Annotated in this window: 22 protein-coding genes and 1 pseudogene; 12 read left to right on the forward strand and 11 right to left on the reverse strand. The window is 60.7% G+C overall.

Annotated elements, in window-relative coordinates; all coding sequences use genetic code 11:
• Window positions 1-17: 17 nt before the first annotated feature.
• The 4 genes from podJ (at window position 18) to JZX88_RS02060 (ending at window position 6380) form a co-directional block, all read left to right on the forward strand.
• Entirely contained in the window at window positions 18-3770 is a 3753-nt protein-coding gene (podJ, locus tag JZX88_RS02045) for a peptidoglycan-binding protein (RefSeq protein ID WP_206912379.1), read from the forward strand.
• A gap of 262 nt (window positions 3771-4032) precedes the next feature.
• On the forward strand, window positions 4033-4959 hold the full coding sequence (locus tag JZX88_RS02050) for a sulfite exporter TauE/SafE family protein (protein ID WP_110755554.1): 927 nt from the start codon (window positions 4033-4035) through the stop codon (window positions 4957-4959).
• A complete protein-coding gene (locus tag JZX88_RS02055) occupies window positions 4956-5783 on the forward strand; it encodes a TIGR02186 family protein (protein ID WP_206912381.1) in 828 nt (275 codons plus the stop codon). The genes JZX88_RS02050 and JZX88_RS02055 overlap by 4 nt, the downstream gene beginning before the upstream one ends.
• Before the next feature lie 159 nt (window positions 5784-5942).
• Window positions 5943-6380 (forward strand): universal stress protein, encoded by a 438-nt coding sequence (locus JZX88_RS02060; protein ID WP_065114800.1) that lies wholly within the window; start codon window positions 5943-5945, stop codon window positions 6378-6380.
• A 77-nt stretch (window positions 6381-6457) separates the two neighbouring features.
• On the opposite strand, the gene pdeM is transcribed toward JZX88_RS02060, so the two are convergent.
• Window positions 6458-7186: a ligase-associated DNA damage response endonuclease PdeM gene (gene pdeM, locus JZX88_RS02065; RefSeq protein WP_174028833.1), complete on the reverse strand. Its 729-nt coding sequence runs from the start codon at window positions 7184-7186 to the stop codon at window positions 6458-6460.
• A 34-nt stretch (window positions 7187-7220) separates the two neighbouring features.
• Window positions 7221-9740: a ligase-associated DNA damage response DEXH box helicase gene (locus tag JZX88_RS02070; protein ID WP_206912383.1), complete on the reverse strand. Its 2520-nt coding sequence runs from the start codon at window positions 9738-9740 to the stop codon at window positions 7221-7223.
• Between the two features lie 121 nt (window positions 9741-9861).
• Here JZX88_RS02070 and JZX88_RS02075 point away from each other — a divergent pair, with 121 nt between their 5' ends.
• Window positions 9862-10365 carry an Rrf2 family transcriptional regulator gene (locus JZX88_RS02075; RefSeq protein WP_142855285.1) on the forward strand — a complete coding sequence of 168 codons (504 nt, stop codon included), beginning with the start codon at window positions 9862-9864 and terminating at the stop codon, window positions 10363-10365.
• Window positions 10366-10480: 115 nt separating this feature from the next.
• Window positions 10481-10942: a carboxymuconolactone decarboxylase family protein gene (locus JZX88_RS02080; RefSeq protein ID WP_142855284.1), complete on the forward strand. Its 462-nt coding sequence runs from the start codon at window positions 10481-10483 to the stop codon at window positions 10940-10942.
• A 26-nt stretch (window positions 10943-10968) separates the two neighbouring features.
• Here the strand turns inward: JZX88_RS02080 and JZX88_RS02085 are convergent, their stop codons facing one another.
• The 3 genes from JZX88_RS02085 to JZX88_RS02095 form a co-directional block, all read right to left on the reverse strand.
• Window positions 10969-11610, reverse strand: coding sequence for a YitT family protein (locus tag JZX88_RS02085; protein WP_046800530.1), 642 nt, complete (start codon window positions 11608-11610; stop codon window positions 10969-10971).
• Window positions 11611-11681: 71 nt separating this feature from the next.
• On the reverse strand, window positions 11682-12293 hold the full coding sequence (locus JZX88_RS02090) for a YitT family protein (RefSeq protein ID WP_026363783.1): 612 nt from the start codon (window positions 12291-12293) through the stop codon (window positions 11682-11684).
• A 134-nt stretch (window positions 12294-12427) separates the two neighbouring features.
• Window positions 12428-13369: a class I SAM-dependent methyltransferase gene (locus JZX88_RS02095; RefSeq protein ID WP_206912386.1), complete on the reverse strand. Its 942-nt coding sequence runs from the start codon at window positions 13367-13369 to the stop codon at window positions 12428-12430.
• Window positions 13370-13537: 168 nt separating this feature from the next.
• Here JZX88_RS02095 and JZX88_RS02100 point away from each other — a divergent pair, with 168 nt between their 5' ends.
• Both JZX88_RS02100 and JZX88_RS02105 read left to right on the forward strand, forming a co-directional pair.
• Window positions 13538-13804 carry a DUF6460 domain-containing protein gene (locus JZX88_RS02100; RefSeq protein WP_003493739.1) on the forward strand — a complete coding sequence of 89 codons (267 nt, stop codon included), beginning with the start codon at window positions 13538-13540 and terminating at the stop codon, window positions 13802-13804.
• A 1-nt stretch (window position 13805) separates the two neighbouring features.
• Window positions 13806-14303: a CAP domain-containing protein gene (locus JZX88_RS02105; RefSeq protein ID WP_065114794.1), complete on the forward strand. Its 498-nt coding sequence runs from the start codon at window positions 13806-13808 to the stop codon at window positions 14301-14303.
• Window positions 14304-14511: 208 nt separating this feature from the next.
• Here JZX88_RS02105 and JZX88_RS02110 read toward each other — a convergent pair whose 3' ends face one another.
• Window positions 14512-15603, reverse strand: a complete 1092-nt coding sequence (locus JZX88_RS02110; protein WP_174028830.1) for a quinone-dependent dihydroorotate dehydrogenase — start codon at window positions 15601-15603, stop codon at window positions 14512-14514.
• Entirely contained in the window at window positions 15603-15956 is a 354-nt protein-coding gene (locus tag JZX88_RS02115) for a DUF952 domain-containing protein (RefSeq protein ID WP_065114792.1), read from the reverse strand. The genes JZX88_RS02110 and JZX88_RS02115 overlap by 1 nt, the downstream gene beginning before the upstream one ends.
• Window positions 15957-16197: 241 nt before the next feature.
• Here JZX88_RS02115 and JZX88_RS02120 point away from each other — a divergent pair, with 241 nt between their 5' ends.
• Window positions 16198-16848, forward strand: a complete 651-nt coding sequence (locus JZX88_RS02120; protein ID WP_206912388.1) for a response regulator transcription factor — start codon at window positions 16198-16200, stop codon at window positions 16846-16848.
• Window positions 16849-16959: 111 nt separating this feature from the next.
• On the forward strand, window positions 16960-17610 hold the full coding sequence (locus JZX88_RS02125; protein ID WP_065114790.1) for a helix-turn-helix transcriptional regulator: 651 nt from the start codon (window positions 16960-16962) through the stop codon (window positions 17608-17610).
• Between the two features lie 69 nt (window positions 17611-17679).
• On the opposite strand, the gene JZX88_RS02130 is transcribed toward JZX88_RS02125, so the two are convergent.
• Both JZX88_RS02130 and uppY read right to left on the reverse strand, forming a co-directional pair.
• Window positions 17680-18432, reverse strand: coding sequence for a polysaccharide deacetylase family protein (locus JZX88_RS02130; RefSeq protein WP_065114789.1), 753 nt, complete (start codon window positions 18430-18432; stop codon window positions 17680-17682).
• A 26-nt stretch (window positions 18433-18458) separates the two neighbouring features.
• Window positions 18459-19754, reverse strand: coding sequence for a Wzy-type polysaccharide biosynthesis protein UppY (gene uppY, locus JZX88_RS02135; RefSeq protein ID WP_065116119.1), 1296 nt, complete (start codon window positions 19752-19754; stop codon window positions 18459-18461).
• 356 nt (window positions 19755-20110) lie between these two features.
• Between uppY and uppX the strand changes: the two genes are divergently transcribed.
• On the forward strand, window positions 20111-21337 hold the full coding sequence (uppX, locus tag JZX88_RS02140) for a Wzx-type polysaccharide biosynthesis protein UppX (RefSeq protein WP_246753421.1): 1227 nt from the start codon (window positions 20111-20113) through the stop codon (window positions 21335-21337).
• A 109-nt stretch (window positions 21338-21446) separates the two neighbouring features.
• Here the strand turns inward: uppX and JZX88_RS02145 are convergent, their stop codons facing one another.
• On the reverse strand, window positions 21447-22208 hold the full coding sequence (locus tag JZX88_RS02145; RefSeq protein ID WP_206912391.1) for a transporter substrate-binding domain-containing protein: 762 nt from the start codon (window positions 22206-22208) through the stop codon (window positions 21447-21449).
• Between the two features lie 170 nt (window positions 22209-22378).
• Between JZX88_RS02145 and JZX88_RS02150 the strand changes: the two are divergent.
• Window positions 22379-24316 (forward strand): annotated as a pseudogene (locus JZX88_RS02150) (glycosyltransferase family 2 protein).
• Between the two features lie 154 nt (window positions 24317-24470).
• On the opposite strand, the gene JZX88_RS02155 reads toward JZX88_RS02150, so the two are convergent.
• Complete coding sequence (locus JZX88_RS02155; protein WP_065114785.1) at window positions 24471-24764, reverse strand: hypothetical protein; 294 nt, start codon at window positions 24762-24764, stop codon at window positions 24471-24473.
• Between the last annotated feature and the right edge of the window lie 52 nt (window positions 24765-24816).

A 24816-nucleotide genomic window follows, 5' to 3' on the forward strand; every position in this document is an offset into this window, starting at 1 on the left:
GCGAAGCGAGCGAGAAGATGAACGGATTGCGATCGAAAACCCAACAGCCAGGCGACAGATCGTCTCTTGATGCGCTCAATCGCACCATTGAAGGCCTTGAAGCCCGCATTGAAGGGCTGATGAGCCAGAAGTTCCCGCGCGAGCCCCGCGCCGCGAGCGCACAGGCCGAGCCGAAGAGCGAGGCCTATGCCGTGCCGCGTGAGCCGCGCGCCAGCGTCACCCCGCCACAACTCGACCCTGTCAACGAAATTCGCCAGCGCCAGCGCCTTCTGGAGACGAGCTTCCAGCGTCCCCAGGAACCGGCGGCACGTCCGGAACGAACCATTACCAGACCGCTTGCGCCGGAATACCGGCCAAGGGACACGCAAGCCGCGGCCGCCTCCTCCGCCCCGCGTGCGCGGGCCATTCCGCCCTATCAGGAGCAGCAGCGCAATGATGTGGCCCTGCAGGAGATCGCGCAGGCGCTGGTCAATCTCCGGCACGAGTTGAAGCACGATATAACCGAGGGCGTCGCCCGCGAGGCGCAGGGACTGCGCGCCGAAATCCGCAATATCCGCGCGGTGGCGGAAGACCAGCAATTCATCGGTGACCTGCGCGACGACATCGCACGGCTTGCCGGCAGCATCGACCAGCTCGGCAATCTGGCATCTCCCGACGCCTACGGGCTGCGCAACGAGTTCGAGGACCTGCGCCTGACGATCGACCAGCTTGCGCGTGAGGACAGCGTGCACCGGATCGAAAGCCGCTGGAACAATGTGGAAGACACGCTGCGCGGTTTCGATGCGGGCGCGTTGCAGGACGAAATCGTTTCGCTCGCCTATCGTCTCGATGACATCAAAACGCAGCTTGGTGGCATGAGCAACAATCCGGCCGTGCGCGTGCTCGAAGACAAGCTGATCGCGATTGCCAGCGCCGTGGAGCAGCTCGGCAAGCACATGCAGCCGAACGAAGCGGCCTTTACCGAACAGTTTTCCGGCCTCGACCAGCGGCTCGACGAAATCAGCCGCGCCATTGCCGCTACCGGCACGCGCGCCAATGCGCAGGCCACGGACAATGCGCTGGCGCAGCGGCTGGAAACCCGTCTGAACGGTCTTGCCGAACAGCTCGGCGATATCAACCGGCTTGCCGCCGCCAAGCCGGAACCGGCGCAGGACCTCACCGCCCGCCTCGAAGCGCTGGCCGGCAAGATCGATGAGCTCAGCACCGCCCGCGACGCCGCCCAGCTGCACGAGCGGCTGGACCAGCTTTCGCTGCTTCTGGAGCGGTCGCAGCGCCCCTCGCAGCAGGCGGAACTGACGTCTTTCCTCAGCGACATTTCCCGCAAGATCGATGCGATGGATCATGGCGCCGTCAATGACGGCCTCGCCGAGCGGCTCGATACGCTCTCGCGTCGCATCGAGGACCTCGACTATCGCTACAGCCAGCCGCAACCGGCACCGGGCCTCAGCGAAAGCGCCTTCTCACGTCTGGAAGAACGGCTCGGCAATATCGCTGCCCGTCTGGATGAGAGCGCCCATGCCGCACCGGCAGACAGCCATGCGCTGGCAAGCCTCGAAAACCAGATCGCCCATCTCTCCACGCTGATCAGCCAGCCCGTGCACACGCAGGCAAGCCTGTCGCCGGAACTCGACGCCCGCATGGCGGCGATCGAGGACTATATGGCGTCGAACGACGAATATATCATCGAAGCGGCCCGGCAGGCCGCCGAGGCGGTTCTCGACGCCTATACACGCAACAACCTCTCTGCCGGCACAAACCTCGCCGACATGACGATGCTGACGGATCTCGCGACCGATCTGCGCAACCTCGAAGCCCTGAGCCGCAACACCGAAGAACGCACACACCGTACTTTCGAAGCGCTGCATGAAACGCTGGTGCAGATCGCAGGCCGTCTCGACAGCCTCGACAACGCTCCCGCCTACCGCGAAGAGGCCGCGCCCCGCAACGTCGCGCAGCCTATCGCCGCCCCCGCCCGCGAAGAGGTGGCCATGCCGGCCGCCATTTTCCCGGAGGAAGGTTATATCGCTGAAGAGCAGGCCATTCTCGATGCTGACGAGAAGGACGCGGATGCGATGGCCGTCGTGCCGCCCGCCGCCGCCAAGCCCGCCAAGGCGGAAAAGAAGAGCCTGCTTGCCGGGCTGACGAAACGGTTCAAGGCCGGCACGGCGAAGACCGTCAAAGCCGTGGAAGAACCCGTATCGGCCGCCTCCACCCGCACGCAGGTGGAACCCGCCCCCTCGCTCGATCCGATTGACGTTCTGCCGGCGGGCCAGGAAAACGAACTTCTGGAACCGGGTTCGGGTGCGCCTGATATCAAGAAGATACTGGAACGCGTGCGCGCCAGCCAGGTGGCCGCCAGCGGCAAGGCTGCGGATGCCGAAGGACGGACAGATTTCATCGCCGCTGCCCGCCGCGCAGCGCAGGCCGCCGCCATGGAAACATCGCCGGAGAAGCTTGAAACCGGCAAGAAGAGCCGCAAGGCCGAGGGCTCGGCGCTTTCGCGCTATCGCCGTCCGTTGCTGCTCGGCATCGGCGCCATTCTTCTCGCCATGATGACCATGCCGCTCGTCAAGACGCTGATCGGCGGCGCCGAAGCCCCGGCACCGGTCATCGAGCAGAAGATGGATAATGGCCCGGTTTCCGCGCTTCCCGAAGCCGGTGAGAAGGCTGTGACCATTCCGTCCGATCTCGCCATCGATCCGGAGCAGGCGGCATCGGCCGACAGCATCGAGAACGGCGCACCCGCGCAGAACACCATCGATCCCCGCACCGTCGGCGGCGCGCCGCTGCCTGACGAGCCGCCGGTCGCCGATGTTCCCGCCGTGGATGCGGCAGATTCCGACACCGTCGCGCAGAACAACGCGCCGAAACCGGCCGAGGTCACCACCACGGCCGTTCCCGACCAGGACGCCATCGCGGTCCCCGCCGGCATCGAGCCCGCATCGCTAGCCGAAGCCGCCGCCAAGGGCGACACCCAGGCGCTGTTCGAGATCGCCACGCGTTATACCGATGGTCGCGGTGTTACCGCCGACCGTGCGGAAGCCGCGAAATGGTACAAGCTCGCGGCGGATCGCGGCCTTGCGCCGGCGCAATATCGTCTCGCCAATCTTTACGAGAAGGCGAACGGCGTCGAGCGCAACCTGCCCGAAGCCAAGCGCTATTACACGCTGGCTGCTGAACAGGGCAATGCCGGCGCCATGCACAATCTCGCGGTCCTGCTTGCGTCCGATGCGGCCGGCCAGCCGGATTTCGCCTCTGCGGCACAATGGTTCATCAAGGCTTCCGAACTCGGTGTGCGCGACAGCCAGTTCAACCTCGCCATTCTTTATGCCCGTGGCAGCGGCGTGAAGCAGGATATCGAGGAATCCTACAAATGGTTCGCCATTGCCGCCAAGGATGGAGACGCGGACGCCGCCCAGAAGCGCGACGAGGTTGCCGGAGCGATGAACCCGCAGCAGCTTCAGAGCGCCAAGGCCAAGATGGAGGCATGGAAGGTAAAGCCGCTTTCGGAGGACGCCAACAGTGTCAATCCGCCGGAGGAATGGGCCGGCAAGGAGGGGGTGAAGACCGCCTCCGTGGACATGGAAAAGGCGATCCGCAACATTCAGGCGATCCTGAACAAGAACGGCTTTGATGCCGGCCAGCCGGATGGCAAGCTCGGCAAGAACACCGTGACCGCCATCAAGGACTTCCAGAAATCCGTCGGCCAGACGCCGGACGGGCGCATTACCAACGAACTGGTGACTGCGCTTCTCGCCCGCAACAAATAACCTCTGCTTCACATACGAAGCGGCCTTTCGGCCGCTTCCGTGCGACCCGGTGCAGGAATGTGGCGGCCTGCCCACGCACGACCGCTATCTTTCCAAATTATCAACGTATTTACCGTTGAATGTTGACAGGTCAGGCCCTCGCGGGCATGACGGATGAAGGCCGGGCATGCCCGGTCTTTTCAGACAGAAAGTGTAAATCGCGGCGCGGCCCCCTACCCGGACAAGCCCTGCCGCCCGGAACCATTTGCCCGAGGTCCGAGCCGTGACTGTCTATCTGCCGATCGCAGAACTGTCGGTGAATATTTTCATCATTCTCGGCATGGGCGCGGCCGTCGGTTTTCTGTCCGGCATGTTCGGGGTGGGCGGCGGCTTTCTGATCACCCCGCTTCTGATCTTCTACAATATTCCACCCGTGGTGGCCGTGGCGACCGGCGCAAACCAGGTGGTTGCCTCCTCCGTCTCCGGCTCTATCACGCATTTCCGGCGCGGCACGCTGGATGTCAAACTCGGTAGCGTGCTGCTGGTCGGCGGTCTGGTCGGGGCGACGATCGGCGTATGGATATTCTCCTTCCTGCGCAGTATCGGCCAGCTCGATCTCATCGTCTCGCTGCTCTACGTCATTCTGCTCGGCACTGTCGGCGGGCTGATGCTGAAGGAGAGCATTTCGGCCCTCCGCCGCGCGGCCCGCAACGAAACGGTGACGCTGCGCCGGCCGGGCCATCACAACTGGGTGCACCGCCTGCCGCTGAAAATGCGGTTCAAGAAATCAAAGATCTATCTCAGCATCATTCCCGTCGTCACCCTCGGATTCGGCATCGGCATCCTCACCTCGATCATGGGTGTCGGCGGCGGTTTCATCATGGTTCCGGCGATGATCTATCTGCTGCGCATCCCGACCAATGTGGTCGTGGGCACTTCGCTGTTCCAGATCATTTTCGTGACCGCCTATACGACCATCGTGCAGGCGGCGACCAACTATTCCGTCGACGTGGTGCTGGCCTTCATCCTGATGGTGGCGGGCGTCATCGGCGCGCAATATGGCGTGCGTGTGGGGCAAAAACTACGCGGTGAACAGCTGCGCGCGCTTTTGGCGCTTCTCGTCCTCGCCGTCGCCCTCCGCCTTGCCGTATCGCTGGTGGTGCGGCCCGAAGACCTGTTTTCGGTCGCCGTGGGGGGGCTGGGCTATTGACCTTCCGCCTGCTGCTTGTGGCGCTTTTCCTGTTACCCTGCTTTGCGCTTGGCGGAGCCGCCTGGGCGCAGACACCACCGCTTGCCCTGCCGCCCGGCCCGCAACAGCGGCCATTGCAGGAAAATATCGAAATCGGCGCATCGACGACGGAAATTCCCATCGCGTCGGATTTTCGCGGGGCGGATTTCACCCTTTTCGGCGCACTCAACAATACCGACCAGCTGCTTCTTGCAATCGGCCAGTATGATATTGTCGTCACGCTGGAAGGTCCGACCGACTATATGACCGTGCGCAAGAAGGAGCGTGTTGCGGGCATCTGGATCAATACCAGTGCGATCACCTTCACGCCGCTGCCGGAATCCTATTCCATGGCCAGCACGCGCGACATTACCGATATCGCTTCTGCCGGGACCTTGCGGGCCATGGGGCTCGGCGTCGATCATCTGTCGCTCAAAAGCGCGGTGTTTTCCGGCGTGCCCGACAATGTCTTCGATTTTCAGGAGGCCTATCGGCGCCTGAAGCTTTCAAGCGGCATCTATCGCAATGACACGACCGGGGTGAGACTTGAGCGCACCGGCCTGTTCTGGGCGACGCTTCGTCTGCCCGCCAACGTGCCGAATGGCGTGCATACGGCGCGCGCCTATCTCTTCAAGAGCGGCAAATTCATCGCCCAGCGCGAGCTGAAACTGCGCGTCGTCAAGACCGGCATGGAGCAGGCGATCACCGATGCGGCGCACCAGACGCCGCTTGCTTACGGCGCGCTCTGCGTTCTGCTGGCCGTCGTGACCGGCTGGGGCGCCAGCATCATCTTCCGCAAGGACTGACTTTTTTCATCCCGAAAAAGAGATCGCCGGCCGCGGCCGGGGGATAAAGATAGCATTCGCTTCCTTTAACGGTTTGCGGTAAAATTCAAGGCGTTACAACCACGCACGCAGATCATGGCGGTAAGTGCGGTTGTGACCGGGATGAAAAGGAGAAATGTCATGTTCAAGCACATTCTCATTCCCACCGATGGCTCGCCGCTGGCGCAGATCGCAATCGACCAAGGGTTCGCTCTCGCCAGGGAGGCAGGCGCAAAGGTGACTGTCGTGACGGTATCGGAACCCTTCCACGTGATTGCGAGCGACGTCGAGGACATTGCCGCCATTGCCGAAGAAGAATTCCACCGTTGTGAGGAAGCGGAGCATCTGCTGCGCGATACGCAAGCCCATGCCGCGGCCATGGGGCTCGATTGCGAGGCGCTGCTGGCGCGTGCGGGGCGGCCGGACGAGGCGATCATCGAAATCGCCGACAAGACCGGCTGCGACCTCATCGCCATGGCCTCGCACCGGCGTAGGAGCTTCATCGAAATGCTGCTCGGCAGCGTCACGGCCAAGGTGCTGAAGAATTCGAAGATACCGGTTCTGGTCTACCGGCAATAGAGCATTTCCGTCAAAAGTGCGCAGCGGTTTTACGTCCGGACAATGCGTAAAACAAAGAGATAACGGCGATGATACGCTCAGCCGAGCAGACTGGAAAACCGCACCGGATAGATGCGGTCCCGACCCATCAGATGCGCGACGAGCGCCGCATGATCGAACAGGCCGCGCATGGCCTTATGGCGCAAATCCAGCCCGCCGCTCATGACCCCGAATGCCGGCATCAACAGACGTGAGCCATCCGTGGCGAAACAGGGCCGCCGCACCGTCTTTTCACGGCGGCGAACCGTCGCGGAAGGATGCAGGTGCCCGGCAATTTCCCCGGCGGCATCGCCCAGCTTCGGCTCATGGCGGAAGGTGAGATTGCCGTAAAACATCTCGTCCACCGAAGAGCCCGGCAGATCGACGGTGCCATCCGGATCGTGATTGCCGTTGATCCATATCCATTCGCGGCCACGGGCCATTTCACGGATGAGTTCCCGCAACATGGGCGGCAAATGCTCTGACCCGACGCGGTCGTGGAAATTGTCGCCGAGGCTGACCACGACCTTCGGATCGTAGCGGCTGACGAGCGAAGAAAGGATTTTGAGGGTGGCGATGGTGTCGTAGGGCGGCAGCATGCGCCCGCGCCGGGCGAAGGCGGCGCCCTTTTCAAGATGCAGGTCGGAGACGACGAGCAGCGACAGGTCCGGCAGGTAAAGCCCGCCGAGCGGATCGCACCAGGCGGCAACGCCATGGATGGCGGTTTCGCTGCCAAGGCATTCGAAGCCATTCGAAAATCGCTCGCTCAATGTCAGCCGGCTCAGCACTTTTACCCTTGTTCCTTCATTCCGCTCAGATGCTTCAGGACATGGCTTCCGCGATCAGCTCGTCGGCGGCCTCGGCAAGCACATCGTCCATCGCCTCGCCCGCCACCGTCTCGCGGCCGATTTCCAGCATGACCGGAACGGCAAGCGGCGAGACATGTTCCAGCGCGCGGTGGGTGGTGTGGCCCTTGATTCGCTTCAGCATATCGCCAAGACGGCCAATGTCCAAAAGTCCCGCCGCCGCATCGCGCCGCGTCGCTTCCAGCAGTATATGATCCGGCTCATGGCTGCGAAGAACGTCATAAATAAGATCGGCGGAGACCGTGACCTGCCGGCCGGTCTTTTCCTTGCCCGGATGACGGCGCTCGATGAGGCCGGAAATGACGGCGCAGTTGCGGAAAGTGCGCTTCAGCATGAAGGATTCGTCCAGCCATGCCTCCAGATCGTCGCCCAGCATATCCTCATCGAGAAGATTTGCCAGCGACAGGCGGCGGGATTTCAGCCGCAGGCCGATGTCTTCCATGGCCCAGATGGCGAGCGAATAATCGGTGGCGACGAAACCCATGGGTTTTGCGCCGGCCCGTTCCAGCCGCCGCGTCAGAAGCATGCCCAGCGTCTGGTGCGCCAGCCGTCCCTCGAAGGGGTACATGACCATGAAGAAGCGTTTGCGGAAGGGGAACGTCTCGACCAGCAGTTCCTCACGCTTGGGGATGATCGATTTTTCCTTCTGGATCGCCAGCCAGTCACGCACCTGATCCGGAAGCGCCTGCCAGCGGGCAGGATCGGCAAGCATGGAGCGCACCTGATCCGCGAGGTAGGTGGAAAGCGGGAACTTGCCGCCGGCATAGGAGGGTATCTTCGGGTCCATGGAGAAGGCCTGCGACACCAGGCATTCATTCTCGCGGATACCTTCGAAGCGCAGCACCTTGCCGGCAAACAGGAACGTATCGCCCTGCACCAGCTGCTCGAGGAAATATTCCTCGACCTTGCCGAGCGACATGCCGCCACGGCCGACCGTGCCTTTGGCATTACGCTTGACCATGCGGACATTGAGTTCAGCGGCCTCGACGATAGTGCCGAGGTTCAGGCGATATTGCTGTGCGACCGCCGGATTGGAAACGCGCCAGCGGCCATCCTTCATCTGGCGGATGCGGGCGTAGCGCTCGTAGGTCCGCAGCGCATAACCGCCTGTCGCGGTGAAATCCACCACCCGGTCGAAGGTGGTGCGCGGCAGATCGGCATAGGGCGAAGCGCTCGTTACTTCCCGATAGAGATCTTCGGCATCGAAAGGTTCGGCGCAGGCCATGCCGAGCACATGCTGGGCGAGAACATCGAGCGCGCCTTCGGCAATGGGGGGCGTATCCTGCGCGCCGATATAATTGGCATCAAGTGCTGCCCGGCACTCCATCACCTCGAAACGGTTGGCGGGAACGAGGATCGCCTTTGACGGCTCGTCCATGCGGTGATTGGCGCGGCCGATGCGCTGGGCAAGGCGGCTCGCCCCTTTCGGCGCGCCGACATGCACGACGAGATCGACATCGCCCCAGTCTATGCCGAGATCGAGCGTGGAGGTGGCGACGACGGCGCGCAATCTGTTCTCCGACATGGCCGCTTCCACCCTGCGGCGCTGGCCGGCATCCAGCGAACCGTGATGCAGCGCAATCGGCAGGTTGTCGTCATTGATGGTCCAGAGTTCCTGGAAGATCAGCTCCGCCTGTGAGCGGGTGTTGACGAATATCAGCGTCGTCTGGTGATCCTTCAGCGCAGCATACAAATCCTTCATGGCGTAACGTGCTGAATGGCCGGACCATGGGATGCGCTCTTCCGTATTCAGGATGGAAATATCCGGCTTTGCCCCGCCTTCGACGGTGATGAGGCCAGCGGGAGGCTCACCCTGCCCCTGCGGCGCGAGATAACGGCGCAAATCCATCGGCTCCGCCACCGTCGCCGAAAGGCCGATGAAACGCACATCGGGCGCATGCCGGCGCACCCGGGCAAGCGCCAGCGCCAGCAGATGGCCGCGTTTGGAGGTGACGAGCGAATGCAGCTCGTCCAGCACCACATATTTCAGGTCACGGAAAAAGCGTTCCGCTTCCTTGTTGGCCAGCAGCAGCGACACCTGTTCAGGCGTCGTCAGCAGAATATCGGGCGGCTTGACCTTCTGGCGCTGACGTTTGCCCTGCGGCGTATCGCCGGTGCGGGTTTCAATGGAGATTTGCAGACCCATTTCGAAGACGGGTTTTGTCAGGTTGCGCTCTATATCCACCGCCAGCGCCTTGAGCGGCGAGATATAAAGCGTGTGCACACCGACGAAACCGGAGCCCGCCGGCACCTTGCCGCGCTCCGCCAGATCCGTGAGCGAAGCCATGAAGCCGCCCAGCGTCTTGCCGGCACCCGTCGGCGCGATCAGCAGCATGTTTTCACCACCACGCGCCCGCGCCATCAATTCCAATTGATGGGCGCGCGGAGACCACCCTTTTTCAGCAAACCATTTCTGGAATGGAAGGGGCAAGGTGCCGACATGTGTGCCGGAAGTGGGGGACTCGGTGTGCTTCACCCCTTCAAGGTAGTGAAAAACCTGCGAAAAAGAAGAGCGCTACACCTCCGCTTGACAGGAAAACAGAATCATGGATAAATAATATCCACGATACTGAGACAACGGGACACGGGAAAGACCGATGAAGCTTGGGGACGGCGTGGAACAGGCCATTCATAGCGTGGGCATGCTGGCGGGCCTTTCCGAAGGCGGCGTGCTGTCCGCAGCGGCGCTGGCGGAATTCCACGGCGTTTCCACGAGCTATCTTCTCAAGCACCTGCAGTCGCTGTCGAATGCAGGCATAGTCGCCACCGTGCCGGGGCCAAAGGGCGGTTACCGCCTGGCCCGGGCGACCGACAGGATCACGCTGCTGGACATCGTGCTGGCCGTGGAGGGACCACAGCCAGCCTTCCGCTGCGCCGAACTCCGCCAGCGCGGACCGAACCCCTTGCCGGGACGATATTTCACCAAACCCTGCGGCATCAATGCCGCGATGCTGAAAGCGGAGAAGGTCTATCGGGCGGAACTTGCCAAAACCAGCATCGCCGACATTCTGGGTGATCTTGCCGCCACGGACGATGGCGGGATTGCCGCGCGCGGCTGCGCCTTCCTGGAGTTGAACGAGCGCAAGACAGCCGTGCGCTGAGACCCGGAAAGACAGGGCGACCGAACGACTTGCCAGCACGAATATCGGAAAGCCTCGCAGCTTTCCGGATCGATACCGCATGCCTTTAAACAAACCACAACCAATGGAGAGACCCATGAAAACCCGTATCAACTATGCCAAGGCATCTCCCGAAGCCTTCAAGGCCGTGATGGCGCTGGAAAATTACGTCCAGAGCAGTGGCCTTGAGCGCCGCTTCGTTCATCTCATCAAGCTGCGCGCCTCGATCATCAACGGCTGTGCCTTCTGCGTGGACATGCATGTGAAGGAAAGCCGCCATGACGGGCTTTCCGAACAATGGATCAACCTGATGAGCGTCTGGCGGGAATCGCCTGTCTATACCGAACAGGAACGGGCATTGCTCGGCTGGGTGGATGCGGTGACGAAGATCGCCGAAACCGGCGCACCGGACGATGCCTTCGAGACCCTGAAGGCGCATTTTTCCGAGGAAGATATCGTGAAGATCACGGTTGCCATCGGCGCCATCAATACATGGAACCGCATCGCCGTGGGCTTCCGCTCGCAGCACCCGGTGGATGCGGCAGCCAAGGCGGCCTGAATTACCCGATCGAAACCGGGCGGCCGCTACATGGCGATGTAGCGGTCGTTTCTATGATTGACGGCAAGGGTGAGGTTCATGACCAGCGCGCCGAGGATGGAGCAGAGGATGACGAAAGGCGTCGCGACGAAAAAGGAGCAGGCCAGCACCATGCCGTCAAAGGCGAGCTGCACGAGCCCGGCACGCCAGCCGAAACGATCCTGCAGATAAAGCGCCAATATGCCGAAACCGCCGAGGCTGGTGCGGTGGCGAAACAGAGCCAGCATGCCGGCGGCAACCGTCAATCCGCCAAAGAGTGCGGCGGCAATCGGATTGATGCTCTCAAAAGCGAAAAAGCCCGGCATATATTCGGACAGCAGTGCCGTCATGGCGATGGCGCAGAAGGTCTTGATGGTGAAGGCGAGGCCGAGGCGGCGGAAGGCGAGGTAATAAAACGGCAGATTGGCGAGAAAAAACAGCGCGCCGAAGCTGAAGCCACTGGCGTAATGCGCCAGAAACGCAAGACCCACCACACCACCCGTCAAAAGACCGGCGGCGGAAAACAGCGTGACGCCGAGTGAAATCAGCATGCTGCCCGCCAGAATGGCCTGCGCATCTTCCAGCAGCGAATGGCGATCCGGCGCCGACGTCCAAAGGTTCAATCGCCTGCGCGCACTGGTATCGTCCATGCATTTTCCCCTGACTTGCCCGATCTGGCCCAGCTATTGCGCCCAAGCCCGGCGGATTTCAAGTACGCAGTTCAACGCACGACGATGTATCTGTCCGAGCGGTGATTGATGGCAAGAAACATGTTGAGAACGAAGGCCCCGACAATCGAATAGACAACGGTAGCCGGATCGATGACGAGGAAGGCGCAGAGCATGACGAAGGCATCGAAGGCCAGCTGGATGAGACCGGCACGAATGCCGAAACGGTCCTGAATGTAGATGGCCAGAATGCCGATGCCACCGAGGCTGGCGCGGTGGCGATAAAGTGCCAGCAACCCATAACCCAGAAGCAGACCGCCAAGCAACGCCGCCCAGAGCGGATTGATGCTGTCGATGACCATCCAGCGCGCCTCCACTTCCGTCAGCACAGAAACAAGGCCGATGGCGATGAAGGTTTTGAACGAAAAGGCGAGACCGAGGCGGCGGAAGGAGAGGTAATAAAACGGCAGGTTGACGAGGAAGAACAGCAGACCGAAGCTGATGCCAAAGGCGTAATGAAGGAGGAAGGCAACGCCGGCGGTGCCGCCGGTCAAAAGGCCGACCTTGTTCAGGAGATAAAAGCCGAGCGCCGAGACGATGGCGCCGGTGACGATGCCCTGCACGTCTTCCACCGGCGCATGTCTGGCCGGATCGGAACTCCACATGCTGTAAACGCTTCTCGTTCTGCTCACGCTTTTCCCTCAGGTTTCCGGCATATTTTGCACTGCAAAAAATACCGGATCAAGATGGATAAGTAAGCAAGGCTGACCTATCGTGAAAAAGGCAAGAAACGGAATGCTCAGCCTCTGGCGCGGGCAAGAAAGAGAATGCCGGAAAGGGGTTTTCCGGCATCCTTGCGAATGGTGGTTTTGCGGATTTCGATGAGGGAAAAGCCCGTCCGCTCAAGGAGCTCGGTCACGTAGCCTTTGGAATGGGCGTAACGAAGGGATTCCCGCAGGATGAACCCTTCCTCATCTCCCGCATCCTCCACCGAGAAGGCGAAGAAGCCCGATGGCTTGAGCAAAGCGGAAACGAGCGGCATGACGGTTTCAAGACTGCCGAGATACATCATCACGTCGGCGGCGGCGACGAGATCGGCGCGGTGCTGCGCAAGTGTGGGGCTGAACAGTCCCGAGGCCTCTTCGTCCAGCGAAAGATCGGCCTGGCCGAGATGATCGTAAAGATCCTTTTCCTCCGCCTTGGCCAGCATGTTCTGGGAAATATCGAAACCCTCGAGCCGTTTTGCGAGGGAGCGGATTTCGACACCAAGGAGGCCGGTGCCGCAGCCAATATCGACGACAGTGTCAAAGGCGCTGCCTTTCGCCTCCCTGCCGATCAGTTCCGCCAGTTTTTGCGGCACGCTGTAATCCAGCTTCTCAACAAGCGAGGTTTCGAAACGGTCGGCATAGTCGTCGAACAGCCCTTCCACATAACGGCTCGGCGGCTGTTCGGGTGTTTCGGCGGCGCCGAGAACCGCAAGCTTCAGTTCGGCTGCAAACAGCCCTTCCGTATCCAGCGTGGCGACTTTCTCGTAAGCCGCCACGGCTTTTGCGGTCTCCCCCGCCTTTTCGTGATACTCCCCGAAGCGAAACCATCCCGCCGTCCACCGTGGCGCAAGTTCAAGCGCCTGTTCCATAAGTTCGGCGGCGGCGGGATAATCACCGCCTTCCGCCAACATGCGGGCATAGTCGGCCCGGCGGTCGGCAATGACGTCACCGGAAGAAAACTGGTTTGGGGCCATCAATGATTCCTGAGAAGATGCCGGCTGTCATTTATCAAGCCATAAAAAAACTCAAGTCCTATTTCATGGCCCCTGCGTGGAATTGACCGATATGGCGCGATATAATGCGCGAAAACTTGCATCGAAGCGGTGCGCCCCATATGTCAGGACAAAACAGGAGACTTGCTGATGGCCGGTGAGGTCAACAAAATGCTGGGTGATACGGTGGCCCGCACCGTGGTGAAGCTGCTCGTCGTTTCATTGCTCGTCGGCTTTCTGATGGCAATCTTCGGATTGACGCCGTGGAACATCATCTACGGCGCGCGCGATTTCGTGGTCGACCTGTGGCGCAGCGGTTTCCATGCGCTGGGCGCGATCGGCGACTATCTGATCCTCGGGGCCACGATCGTCATTCCCGTTTTCATCATCCTGCGCCTTCTGAGCTATCGCCGCTGACATGACCGATACATCACTTCAGACGCTTACCCGGCGCGGCTTCGTGCTGATTTCCGCCGGCTCCGTCCTTTCCGCCTGCGTTTCCATGCCCACCAACAAGGGAATGCCGTCAGGCACCCGCGATGAGACGGCGGCGGCGCTTCCAATGGTCAACGATCTGCGCCGCTCGAAGGGGCTTTCACCGCTCGCCATCAATGGTGCCGCCAGCGGTGCCGCCGCCTATCAGGCCGGCCGCATGGTCAAGGCACAGAAGATGGCGCATCTGATCGGCCTCACCGACAGTTTCCTTATCCGCATGAAGGATGGCAATGTGCCGCTTCCGGCCGCGGAAAACGTGGCCGCCGGGCAGGACAGCGTCGAGCGTGTCGTCAAAGCCTGGATCGGTTCGAAACACCATCTCGAAAACATGCTCGGACCCTATAATGGTCTTGGCGTCGCGGTGGCCTATGACGCCGCCAGCCGCAACCGGCCCTATTGGGCCATGGTGCTTTGCGCATGAGGTAGCGGGGGATACCCTCCGCCCTCACTCCTGTGTTCGTCAAAAGAATCCTTCCGACGCATGTCTGCGCGGCGGAGGGAGACTTTTCAACCCAAGGACCTGGGCTGGCCGAATCCCGTGACAGGCACAGGGATGAGGACAGGAGAGGCCAACGCAGGAAGACCTCCCTTAATTTACGCAGGACTTCTACCCGTCGGACGGACCGTATTCAGCCGAGCTTGCGGTCAGCCCAGCGGTCCACCGCGCTGTCGCGCAGATCGCGGATCGACTCCACGCCCTCGCGAGCGACCAGCTTCGACAGGCCCTTGACGATGGCCGAGGGCAGGCCGGGGCCTTCATAGACCATGCAGGAATAAAGCTGCACGAGATCGGCCCCTGCCCTCACCTTTTCCAAGGCCGTTTCCGCGGATGAAACACCACCGACACCGATGATCGGCAGATCGCCGCCGACGCGCCGGCGCATCTTGGCGAGAACCGCGGTGGAAAGCTCGAACAACGGCTTGCCGGACAGGCCGCCGGTCTCGCTTTTGTGCGGGCCGGGTCGCAGGCCTTCGCGGGAGAGCGTGGTGTTCGAGACAATCAGACCATCGAGGTCATGGGCGAGCGCCTCTTCCGCAACATCGTCCAGCCCCTCTTCAGTCAGATCGGGCGCGATCTTGAGGAAAACCGGGATGCGTTTACCGAAGCGTTCCGCTTCCGCCTTGCGGCGTTCCAGCACGGCGCTGAGAAGAGCGGCCAGGCTTTCGCGCGCCTGCAGGTCACGCAGGCCGGGCGTATTGGGCGAGGAAATATTGACGGTGAAATAGGATGCGACCGCGTAAAACGCCTCGATGCCCTGCACATAATCGGCGATGCGGTCTTCGCTATCCTTGTTGGCGCCGATGTTGACACCGACGATGCCGCGCAGCTTTGCCTGCTTCAGACGTTCCAGCGCAGCCGCATGGCCTTCATTGTTGAAACCGAGGCGATTGATGACGCCCTCGTCTTCGACCAGACGAAAAATACGCGGCTTGGGATTGCCCGATTGTGCCTTCGGCGTGACCGTGCCGATTTCGGTAAAGCCGAAACCGAGCCGGAGAAGCGGTCCCGGCACCTCGGCATTCTTGTCATAACCTGCCGCCATACCGAGCGGATTGGGAAAGACGAGGCCGGCAACCGTCTGCTGCAGGCGCGGATCATGCGGCACCATGCAGGTGGGCAGGAAGCCGCTTTTCAGCGCCGCAATGGACAGCCCATGCGCCTTTTCCGGATCGACCAGAAACAGGCCCTTGCGGCCGATAGAGGAAAATAATCCGCTCATCACAAAATCTCCGGAAACTGGTGCTGGCCGTCGTGACCGAGCGAAAGCGGCGTTTCCCAAAGCACGGCGGTCAAGGGAAGCGGGGCATAGAGATGCGGGAAAAGATCGCCACCTCTGGAGGGCTCATAAACCAGCTTGTCGCCGAGGGCCGCACCGTCGACCGCGATCAGAAGCAGATCGACCTGGCCGGAAAAATGCCGCGCGGCGGTCTCGGCCGCCTGTTTTGCCGTCGAAAAATGAATGAAGCCATCGGTCAGGTCGATGGCCGCCCCCTCGAACACGCCCTTCGCCCTGGCCGCATTCCATAACGTCTCCGGCACGATTTTATAGATGACCGCGGGCGTTTCCTGCATAGGGCTCTCCAAGGCTTTCCACTCAGCGGGATTTGCCGCAAAGCTCGCAGATTGTCCACAGTTTCCACGGCATTTTTATTGCGGCGGGCCTGAAAGGCCGCCTCTCCACAAGCTTTTTCTTGTAATGAGGAACCGATTGGCGCAACCTTTGGCGGAGGAGCCGGTCGTGTTTCGACCACCGGCAAAGGGAGTATACCAGTCCTGAGAAAGAACCGCATAACGCCCTTGGGAGGGGGCCAGAATGTCGGAACTTGTCATTATCATTGCAGATGATCACCCGCTTTTTCGCGGCGCCCTCAAGCAGGCCGTATCCGGCCTCGACGGACAGCAGAACATCGTGGAAGCGGGAGATTTCGAGGCTGCCCGGAGTGCCGCAACGGCACGTAACGACGCCGACCTGATGCTTCTCGATCTTGCCATGCCGGGGGTCAGCGGATTTTCCGGCCTGATGGCGCTGCGAGCGGAATTTTCCAGCCTGCCGATCGTCATCGTTTCGGCAACGGACGACGCGACCACGGTCCGCCGGTCGATCGAACTCGGCGCTTCCGGTTTCATTTCCAAATCCTCGGGTATCGACGATATCAGAGACGGCATCCGTGCGGTTCTGGAGGGCGATGTCTGGATACCGGCAGGGCATCAGGGCGAAAAGGAACAGGACCCTGACGTGGCCGACCTCATCGGCCGACTGAGAACGCTGACACCGCAACAAAGCCGGGTTCTGGGCATGCTGGCAGAAGGCCTGCTGAACAAGCAGATCGCCTATGAGCTGAATGTTTCGGAAGCCACCATCAAGGCGCATGTCTCCGCCATCCTGCTGAAACTGAAGGTCGACAGCCGCACGCAGGCCGTCATCCAGCTCGCCAAGATAAATACATCGGCCATGGTGGCGTAAGAAAGGATTTTATTCCTTTCCTTTCTTTACTCCAGGCCGGATATGGTCTAGATTCCGGTGGGTAAACGACAGGAGCTTTCCGCCACCGGCTCCATCTGCGGGCTTTCTACCATGCTTTCACACGAGACGATCTGGAGCGCCATCGATACGCTGGCCAAGCGCCACGAACTGACACCTTCGGCACTGGCGAAGCGTGCCGGTCTCGATCCCACCTCGTTCAACAAGTCGAAACGTTTCGGCCCGGACGGCCGCAAGCGCTGGCCTTCGACGGAATCCGTCTCCAAGGTGCTGGAGGCGACGGGGGCCAGCGTCGACCAGTTTTTCGGTTATGCCTTCAACAGGGCGCAGGCGATGCAACCTTCCGGCGCCGACAACGCCATCCCGCTTCTCGGTTTCGCGCAGGCCGGCTCCGGCGGGTTTTTCGATGATGGCGGTTTTCCGGCAGGCCAGGGCTGGGATGTGGTGGAGTTCCCCTCCTCCCCCGAGCGCAAGCAGGGTGTCTACGCACTCGAAGTGCAGGGGGAAAGCATGATGCCGCTTTACCGTGACGGCGACATCCTCATCGTGGAACCCGGCGCGCAGGTGCGGCGCGGTGACCGCGTGGTGCTTAAAAGCCGTGACGGCGAAGTGATGGCCAAGGTACTGGCACGGCAGAGCCCCAAGAACATCGAGCTTCTGTCGCTGAACCCCGAGCATCCGAACCGCAGCTTCGACATGGCCGATGTGGAATGGATCGCCCGTATCATCTGGGCCAGCCAGTAGAACCGCCTGCCAGCCGGCATGCTTCTCGCGTCAGCCTCCGGCACAGAGAGTGTCTGCTGGCAACACTCCTTACAGACCGAGTGCCGTTGCGGCGGCATCAACCGTCATGACTTTGGCGCCGCCTGATGTCGCCCTGCGGACGAGCCCCTGAAACCTGCCCTCCGGGCAACCGTAAAAGCTCGGCGCAGACGAAACATCATGGGTGAAAATGACGAGCCAGCCGCCATTTTGCAGCACATCATCCAGCCAGCGGTCGGCCGCGTCGAGATAGTTCTGATCCGACCGCAATTCGACGGCGGCAAGATTATGCGGATCGATGCTGCCCCGGTTGATGCCGGGCATGATGCCGCGGACAGTTCTGAACCTGCGCCGCAACAGGGGCTGCATGAGTGGCGAGGCCATGCCGAAAGGAACCGAGAAGTTCCGGCTGTGCCGTTTTTCATCGAATGAACCGAGCACGCTGTCATTGCGGTCGAGATCTTCCTCAAGCCCGCGCCGTGAAAAACTCGACAGTTTGCGGTGGGAATAGGTGTGGCAGGCAAGCTCGTGGCCTGCCGCAGCGAGCTTGAAACAGCCCTCGGCGGAAATCATCTCCTGCCGTTCATCGCGCCCGTCGATAAAAACGCCCGCAATGTAAAACGTCCCGCGGACGCCCTCCTCTTCGAGAATGCGGGCACCCTTCGTCCAGGCGCTTGCCGGCACATCGTCGAATGTGAAGGAGACGATCGGCTCGGATGTCTCGATCCGCGCCGACGGTCCCGGAAAATATCGCACCAGCCGGTTATTGATCCGGTCTGCAAAAGTCCCGATTTTTTGCGCCATACATAGCCCCCCGGCCTGTCTGCAAATTACTGCCCCTGTTCAAGTATGTCGTAGGCCTGATGCCTCAAACAATAGACTGCGATCAGAAGAGAAGACCAGATAGGCCCGGTTCCGGTAAAGAAATTACTCTCAAGACACGAAGAAAGCAGGGCATACACCCAAATTCGCCCAAAAAGCCGCGTCAGACCCGGATCCGTTCCCCTGTCCACCGCCGTGCGGAAATCATTTGCAGGGATGATGACGAGCCATATGATGGTCAGGATAAAGGCCGGCAGGCCGCCATTCAACAGGCTTTCGACATAACCATTATGGGCATGGAAGGCTGTGACCGCCCAGGTGCCGGCAATATCGGCCTGTGACAGAAGCCGGTCGCTCGTCCAGAATGCCTGAAAACCCTGACCGAAGATCGGCGATTGCGCGAACGTGTCGAAGGACAGGCGCCATATGTCCGTCCGGCCCGTGAAGGTGGAATCGATGCCGAGGCTTTCGACGAGATTCTGTATGCTCGGAAAATAAGTGGAGCCGACCGCGACGATGTTGAGAAAGGTGAGAAGGCCGCCGATCATCAGCAATGTCCGGGCGGCATGTCTTTCCATGACCCAGACCAGGGCAATGGTGACGGGCAACAGCATCGCGGCGGTCTTTCCGTTGGTTTTCCAGAGGAAGAACCCCGCCAGCAGCGTGATCGCGATACCACCGAGCGTCGACCAGGCATTGCGCAGATAAAGCCCGACCATGAAAAGAATGATCATGGCGGGCGCGGCGGCGTTCTTGTGGTTGAAGATGCCACGCCAGTCACCCGCCAGTGCTTTTTCATCGAGATCAAAGGGCTGATGGATCGCGCGGGTGCGCAGGAAAATCACCCCGAAATAACAAAGCGCCAAAAGAATGATGGCGAAGACGGCCATCATCCGGTCGAACTGCCGCCGGTCCCTTGGCATGACAACCAGGACGCTGGTGATGAAACACAGCAGTGCCGTAAAGATCAGGCGCTGCAGCGAGGTGCCGGGCTGCGTGCCGATCACCGAGCAAATCACCAGCCAGGAAAACAGCAGCAGAATGGGCAGACGCGGCCGCAGCAAAAGCCCCGTCAGCCGGTGACGCAGGGCAAACACCAGCAGGATCAGCGCAATCACCAGCCCGGTCAGCTGGTTTGCGGCAGCGCGCGGAACCGGCGGCACCGCGAGGCTCTCGAAAGGCGCCACTGAAATCCAGATATAGAGCATCGTGACGACGAAAAAAATCGCGTCGCGACGGCCGCCCGAAAGGGACATGGCGTTACCTTCCCCGGAAACAGGCTGCGTATCAGCAAAACGCGGCATGGTCGCCTGCATCGGGAAGGGAAAATCGGATCATCGGCCTGCCTTGTGACGAACAACAAAACCCTTGTGAAACCGGGCCATGTCCAAATAACCGCAAACGGTCATTATCATCATTATTGTGCAATTGCTTTAACCCTCTCTTACCTCAAGAAGGCTAAGACAGGAGAAACTGTCATTCATTCAGGTTACAGGCATTCAGTCTACTGGCCGGTTCCTGGCTTTTTCAGGTCGCGAAATATTGCAAGGCAGGGTGATCATTTTTTGAACTCGCCCGGCAATGTCGGAGAAACACGGAGAATGAGGTGTCGTTGAATACGCCGCGGTTCGGCCATCTAGTCAGATTGGGATTGACCTATATGGCATCCGGGGGTGCGCTGCTGATGTCCAGCGCCGCCCAGCTTTTGACATTCGCCCTGCTTGCCCGCCATCTCGGCGTCGAACAATTCGCGCTTTATGCCTCCATCACGGCCGTCACCAATCTCGGTGTGCAGATTTGCGGCATCGGTTCGCAGGAATCGCTGATCCGTCGCGTGGCGCAGGATCGCAGCATGTTTCCCGTCATGCTCGGCCACAGCTATCTCTTGAGCGCTGCGACCGGTGTGGTGCTGACCATCATCGGCATGATAACGATCCCGGTGTTTTTCCCGACTTCGGAAACCTTGCTGCACACCCTCATCACCACCTTCCTGATCCTGGTGACGAACCTCGTTCTTCTCAAAGTCATTTCTCTCTCCACGCAAAGCTTCATCGCTCACTCCAACTTCGCCGCCGCCAACAAGCTGGAAGTGATGTTTGCCGTGGCCCGCACGATTGCCGCTGTGGTCGCCTGCCTCGTCTTCAAGGTGGAAACGGTGGAGGCCTGGGCCTTCTGGAACCTTGCCGCCCATACCATTGCCGCCGTGATTTCGGTGAAGGCGATCGGCAGCCTCGGCCGGCCGGTGTTCCGGATCGTGCGCGAGGAAATCCGCATCGGTATCCTGTTTTCCACCCAGTTCCTGTTCAAGGCCGTGCGTGGCAATGCCGATATTCTGGTTCTCGGCGCCGTTGCCAGCGCCGAGGTGCTGGGCAGCTATTCCATAGCCCGCCGGATTCTCGACAGTTCCTATCTCTCCGTCGAGGCGCTTAACCGGCTGATCTATCCGGGTTCGGCTTCCGCCGCCCTGCAGGGCATCAGCAAGACCATAGAACGCGCCTATAACGTGCTGAAGGCCGCCCTTGTCATTGCGGCAGGCAGCGCGTTGGTGATCTTCATCATCGCACCTTTCCTGCCGCTCCTGTTCGGCGACGAATATGTCTCGCTGCCGGTCATCACCCGTGTTCTGTGCTGGGCGGTGCTGCCGATGGCGGTTGCGGCAACGGCGCTCGAGGCGCTCGGCGCATCCGGGCGGCAGGATATTCGCGCCAAGATATGGAACAGCGGCAATCTCATCGGCTCCGTCGTCGTCGCCCTCTTCACCTGGTCCTTCAGCATTTCAGGCACGATCGGCAGCTATTTCATGGTGGAGACCGCCATCGCCGCTGCCGTGTGGATCGCACTTCTGCGGCTGCGCCGCGGTGACGAGGCCTTTGCCCCGGCAAAATAGAAAGGCATAGCACAGACGATCCGGGCCGGAACCGGATCGGTGCCCGAAACCATCTCCCGTTTTCGCGCCTTTTCCGAAGCAAAGCCGCGACGCCGTTTTACCCGATGCTCTAATAAAGGCCGTAGGGAAAATAACGTCGGTAGATCTCTTCCAGCCGGCCATTGCGGGAAAGGGCGGCAAGCGCCTGATCAAAGGCCGGCACAAGCACATTGTCGGGATCGACCGCCATGATGGAAAGGCCTTCCCCGAGAAACCTGTCGGACATATAAGGCCCGCCGAAAAGAGCGCAGCACCCTTCCGAGGCGCTTCCCGAAACCCAGAAAGGCAGACGCAGGCCGTCAGCGAAGATGGCATCCACCTTGCCCGTCTTCAGGGCCGCATACATGGGTTCGTAGCCCTCGAAACCTTCAGCGGCAGCTTTGGGGAAAAATGCCTTCAGCATCTGTTCGTGCCGCGAGCCCGCAACGACCCCCACCTTTTTGCCCGACAGGGCCTCAGCGCCGGAGCCGGAGAATTTCGCCGCCTTGTTGACCGCAAGGCGGGCGGGCAACAGCAGATAGGGACGCGAGAAAGTGAAACTCTTGCGCAGGTCAGCGGTGGTGGCGATGCCGGAAATCACCGCTTCGCCCTCCCCCATTTCCAGCGCCGCCTCCAGCTCGTCAAACGGCAGTGCCTGTACCTGGCATTTGCTTTCCACCTTCAGCTGGGCACAGATTTCACGCACGAGATCCACGTGGAAACCGGCAAGCCGGCCTTCCTGATCGGTAAAATTGAAGGGAGGGAAGTCAACCGACATCAGAAACCTGATCCGGGGGACGGAAGAAAGATCGCCGCCCGGAAACCGTTCCTGCGCATCGAACAGCACCGGCATGCGGTTTCCATCCGAGAGGCCTTCGGCATGAACTTCGCCCCGGCTTCCAACAAATTGTAAAGCGATAGCTAAAGTAAAAACAAGACCTATATTTCGCGTTACATTCGTCATTCTCATCTATACTGTCCGTGGCAGAAAATGGGACATTACCATGACGGCGGCGGCGATGCATGGATCATTACAGCTATTATACACGAGAATCGTTTCGTACGACGCCGGCAGAACGGAAAATTGCATTTTCATTCACGGCTGATGATCCGCAATGGGTGGCGTCCGGACAGACAGAAGCCGGACAGGCGCAGTTCCTCGCCTCACTGGGCTTCGGCAAGCCTTATATCGACACGTTCGAGCAGCGCGCCCTGAAAAATGGCTCGACTGTGGAAGACGAATTGCTGGCAAGCGGGCTGGTCCGGGCGGAGGCCTATTTCGGTGCTTTTGCCCGCTTTTTACGGTTGCCCTTTCTCCCGGATATCGACCCGGAACGGGTCGAGGATATCCGTCACCTCGATATGCAACTGGTTGAACCACAATTGCTTCGGCTGAAGCCGCTAAAGGGCAGACCCACATTGCTGATGGTGCCAGAGCTGGGACGGCTGGAACAGCTGAAAACCGTGCTGTGTCGACATCCGCATCTCCTCGATGAGCTTGCCATTACGACCCCGCAGGCCCTGCGCAGGGCAATCTGGAAGGCCGGCGAGACACGCCGCTGCGCCGAGGCGCGCCAACGGCTTTTCAATACGGCGCCGCATCATTCCGCCAGGATCACCTTGCAGGGCCAGCAAGGTTTTTACAGCGGCGTTCTGGCGACATTGCTGACGCTGTCGCTGCTATTTTATACCCAGGCGGCTCTGGCCTATATTCATGTCACCCTGACGATGCTTTATTTCTTCACCCTGCTTTTCAGGTTGCTTGCACTTCTGCGCCCACCCACGCAGAACGAAGCGCAGATCACGCCCGCTCTCCGACAGGACGGCGACCTGCCGGTTTACACCATTCTGGTGGCGCTCTATCGCGAGGACGCTGTCGTCGAGCAGCTTATGGATGCGCTTGAGCGGCTGGATTGGCCCAAATCCCGGCTGGATATCAAGCTTGTCTGCGAGGCGGATGACGGCGCGACGATCGCCGCCATCGAAAGCACCAATCCCGGCCCGCATGTCGAGGTCATAAGGGTGCCGCCCTCCCTGCCGCGCACCAAACCCAAGGCGCTGACCTATGCGCTTGCCGGTGCGCGGGGCGCGTTCGTTGTCGTCTACGATGCGGAGGATCGCCCGCATCCGCAGCAGCTGCGCGAAGCCCATGACGCCTTCCGTGGCCAGCCGGAGCAGGTGGCCTGCCTGCAGGCACCGCTCATCATCAGCAATGCCCGCGCCTCTTGGCTCAGCGCCTGTTTCGCGCTGGAATATTCCGGCCTCTTCCGCTGCATGCTGCCCGCCCTCGCCGCGCGCAGCCTGCCGTTGCCGCTTGGCGGCACTTCAAACCACTTCCGCACCGCCGCGTTGCGCCGCATCGGTGCCTAGGATCCCTATAATGTCACGGAAGACGCCGATATCGGCCTCAGGCTGCACAGGCTCGGCTACCGTTGCGGTGTCATCCGGCGGCAGACGCTGGAGGATGCGCCGACCTCGCTTTCCGTCTGGCTTAACCAGCGTACGCGCTGGTACAAGGGCTGGCTGCAAAGCTGGCTGGTGATGACCCGTGCGCCCCTTGCAACCGCACGCAAGATGGGATGGATCGACTATATCGTCTTCCAGCTGCTGATCGGCGGTATGCTCTTATCATCGCTGACCCACCCCCTGCTGTTTCTGTCCTTCACCTTCATGGCCATGGCGATCCGGGAAAGTGGTGCGGAGATGCTGCTTTCCTGGCAGGGCATTCTGTTTTTCATCGATACGCTGAATATTTTCGGAAGCTACGCCATCTTCGTTCTGATGGGCCGCAACAGAATGATATCCTATGAAAAGAGGCAGGTCGGAAAGCGCTGGCTGGTGATCCCGTTTTACTGGCTGATGCTGTCCTTTGCGGCATGGCGCGCGGTGGTGGAGTTGAGAACGAGACCCTTCCTCTGGAACAAGACACCGCATGTGCCGACCGTCAGGAATCCGCCCTGACGAGATCAGCAACGACAAATGCTGTCTCACGCGCAGCCCGCAGACCGCGCCTCCCATATTGCCGCTATCGATAGGTATATAACCGGAACACCTTGCCGAACGGATTTCCTCCGGCAAGGTCTGTCATACCACTACAGAGGCAGCCGAGCTGACCCTATTTGGCGACGAGCTTGTTCTTGATCAGGCCGACAATGATCTGAACGATCAGACCACCGACGCCACCGCCAACAAGCTGGCCCGCGAGCGCGCCGATATCCACGCCACCGGCCGCTGCATTTCCAGCCGCCCCGAGCAGTGACCCGAGCACGGTTCCGCCACCTATGCCGCCGATGGCACCCGCGATCAGGTTGCCGAGCGAGCCGAGATCGGAATCCTTCAGTATCTTTCCGCCGGCCGTGCCGCCAACCGCACCGCCGATGATTTGGGCCAATATCGAAGCAAGATCCATGTCATCCTCCTCAGTCGTTTCCCCGACCATTCGGGAAAACAAAGCCTCATGT

Origin of the sequence: Agrobacterium sp. OT33 (assembly GCF_017313365.1) — a bacterium.
Classification (GTDB): domain Bacteria; phylum Pseudomonadota; class Alphaproteobacteria; order Rhizobiales; family Rhizobiaceae; genus Agrobacterium; species Agrobacterium rhizogenes_A.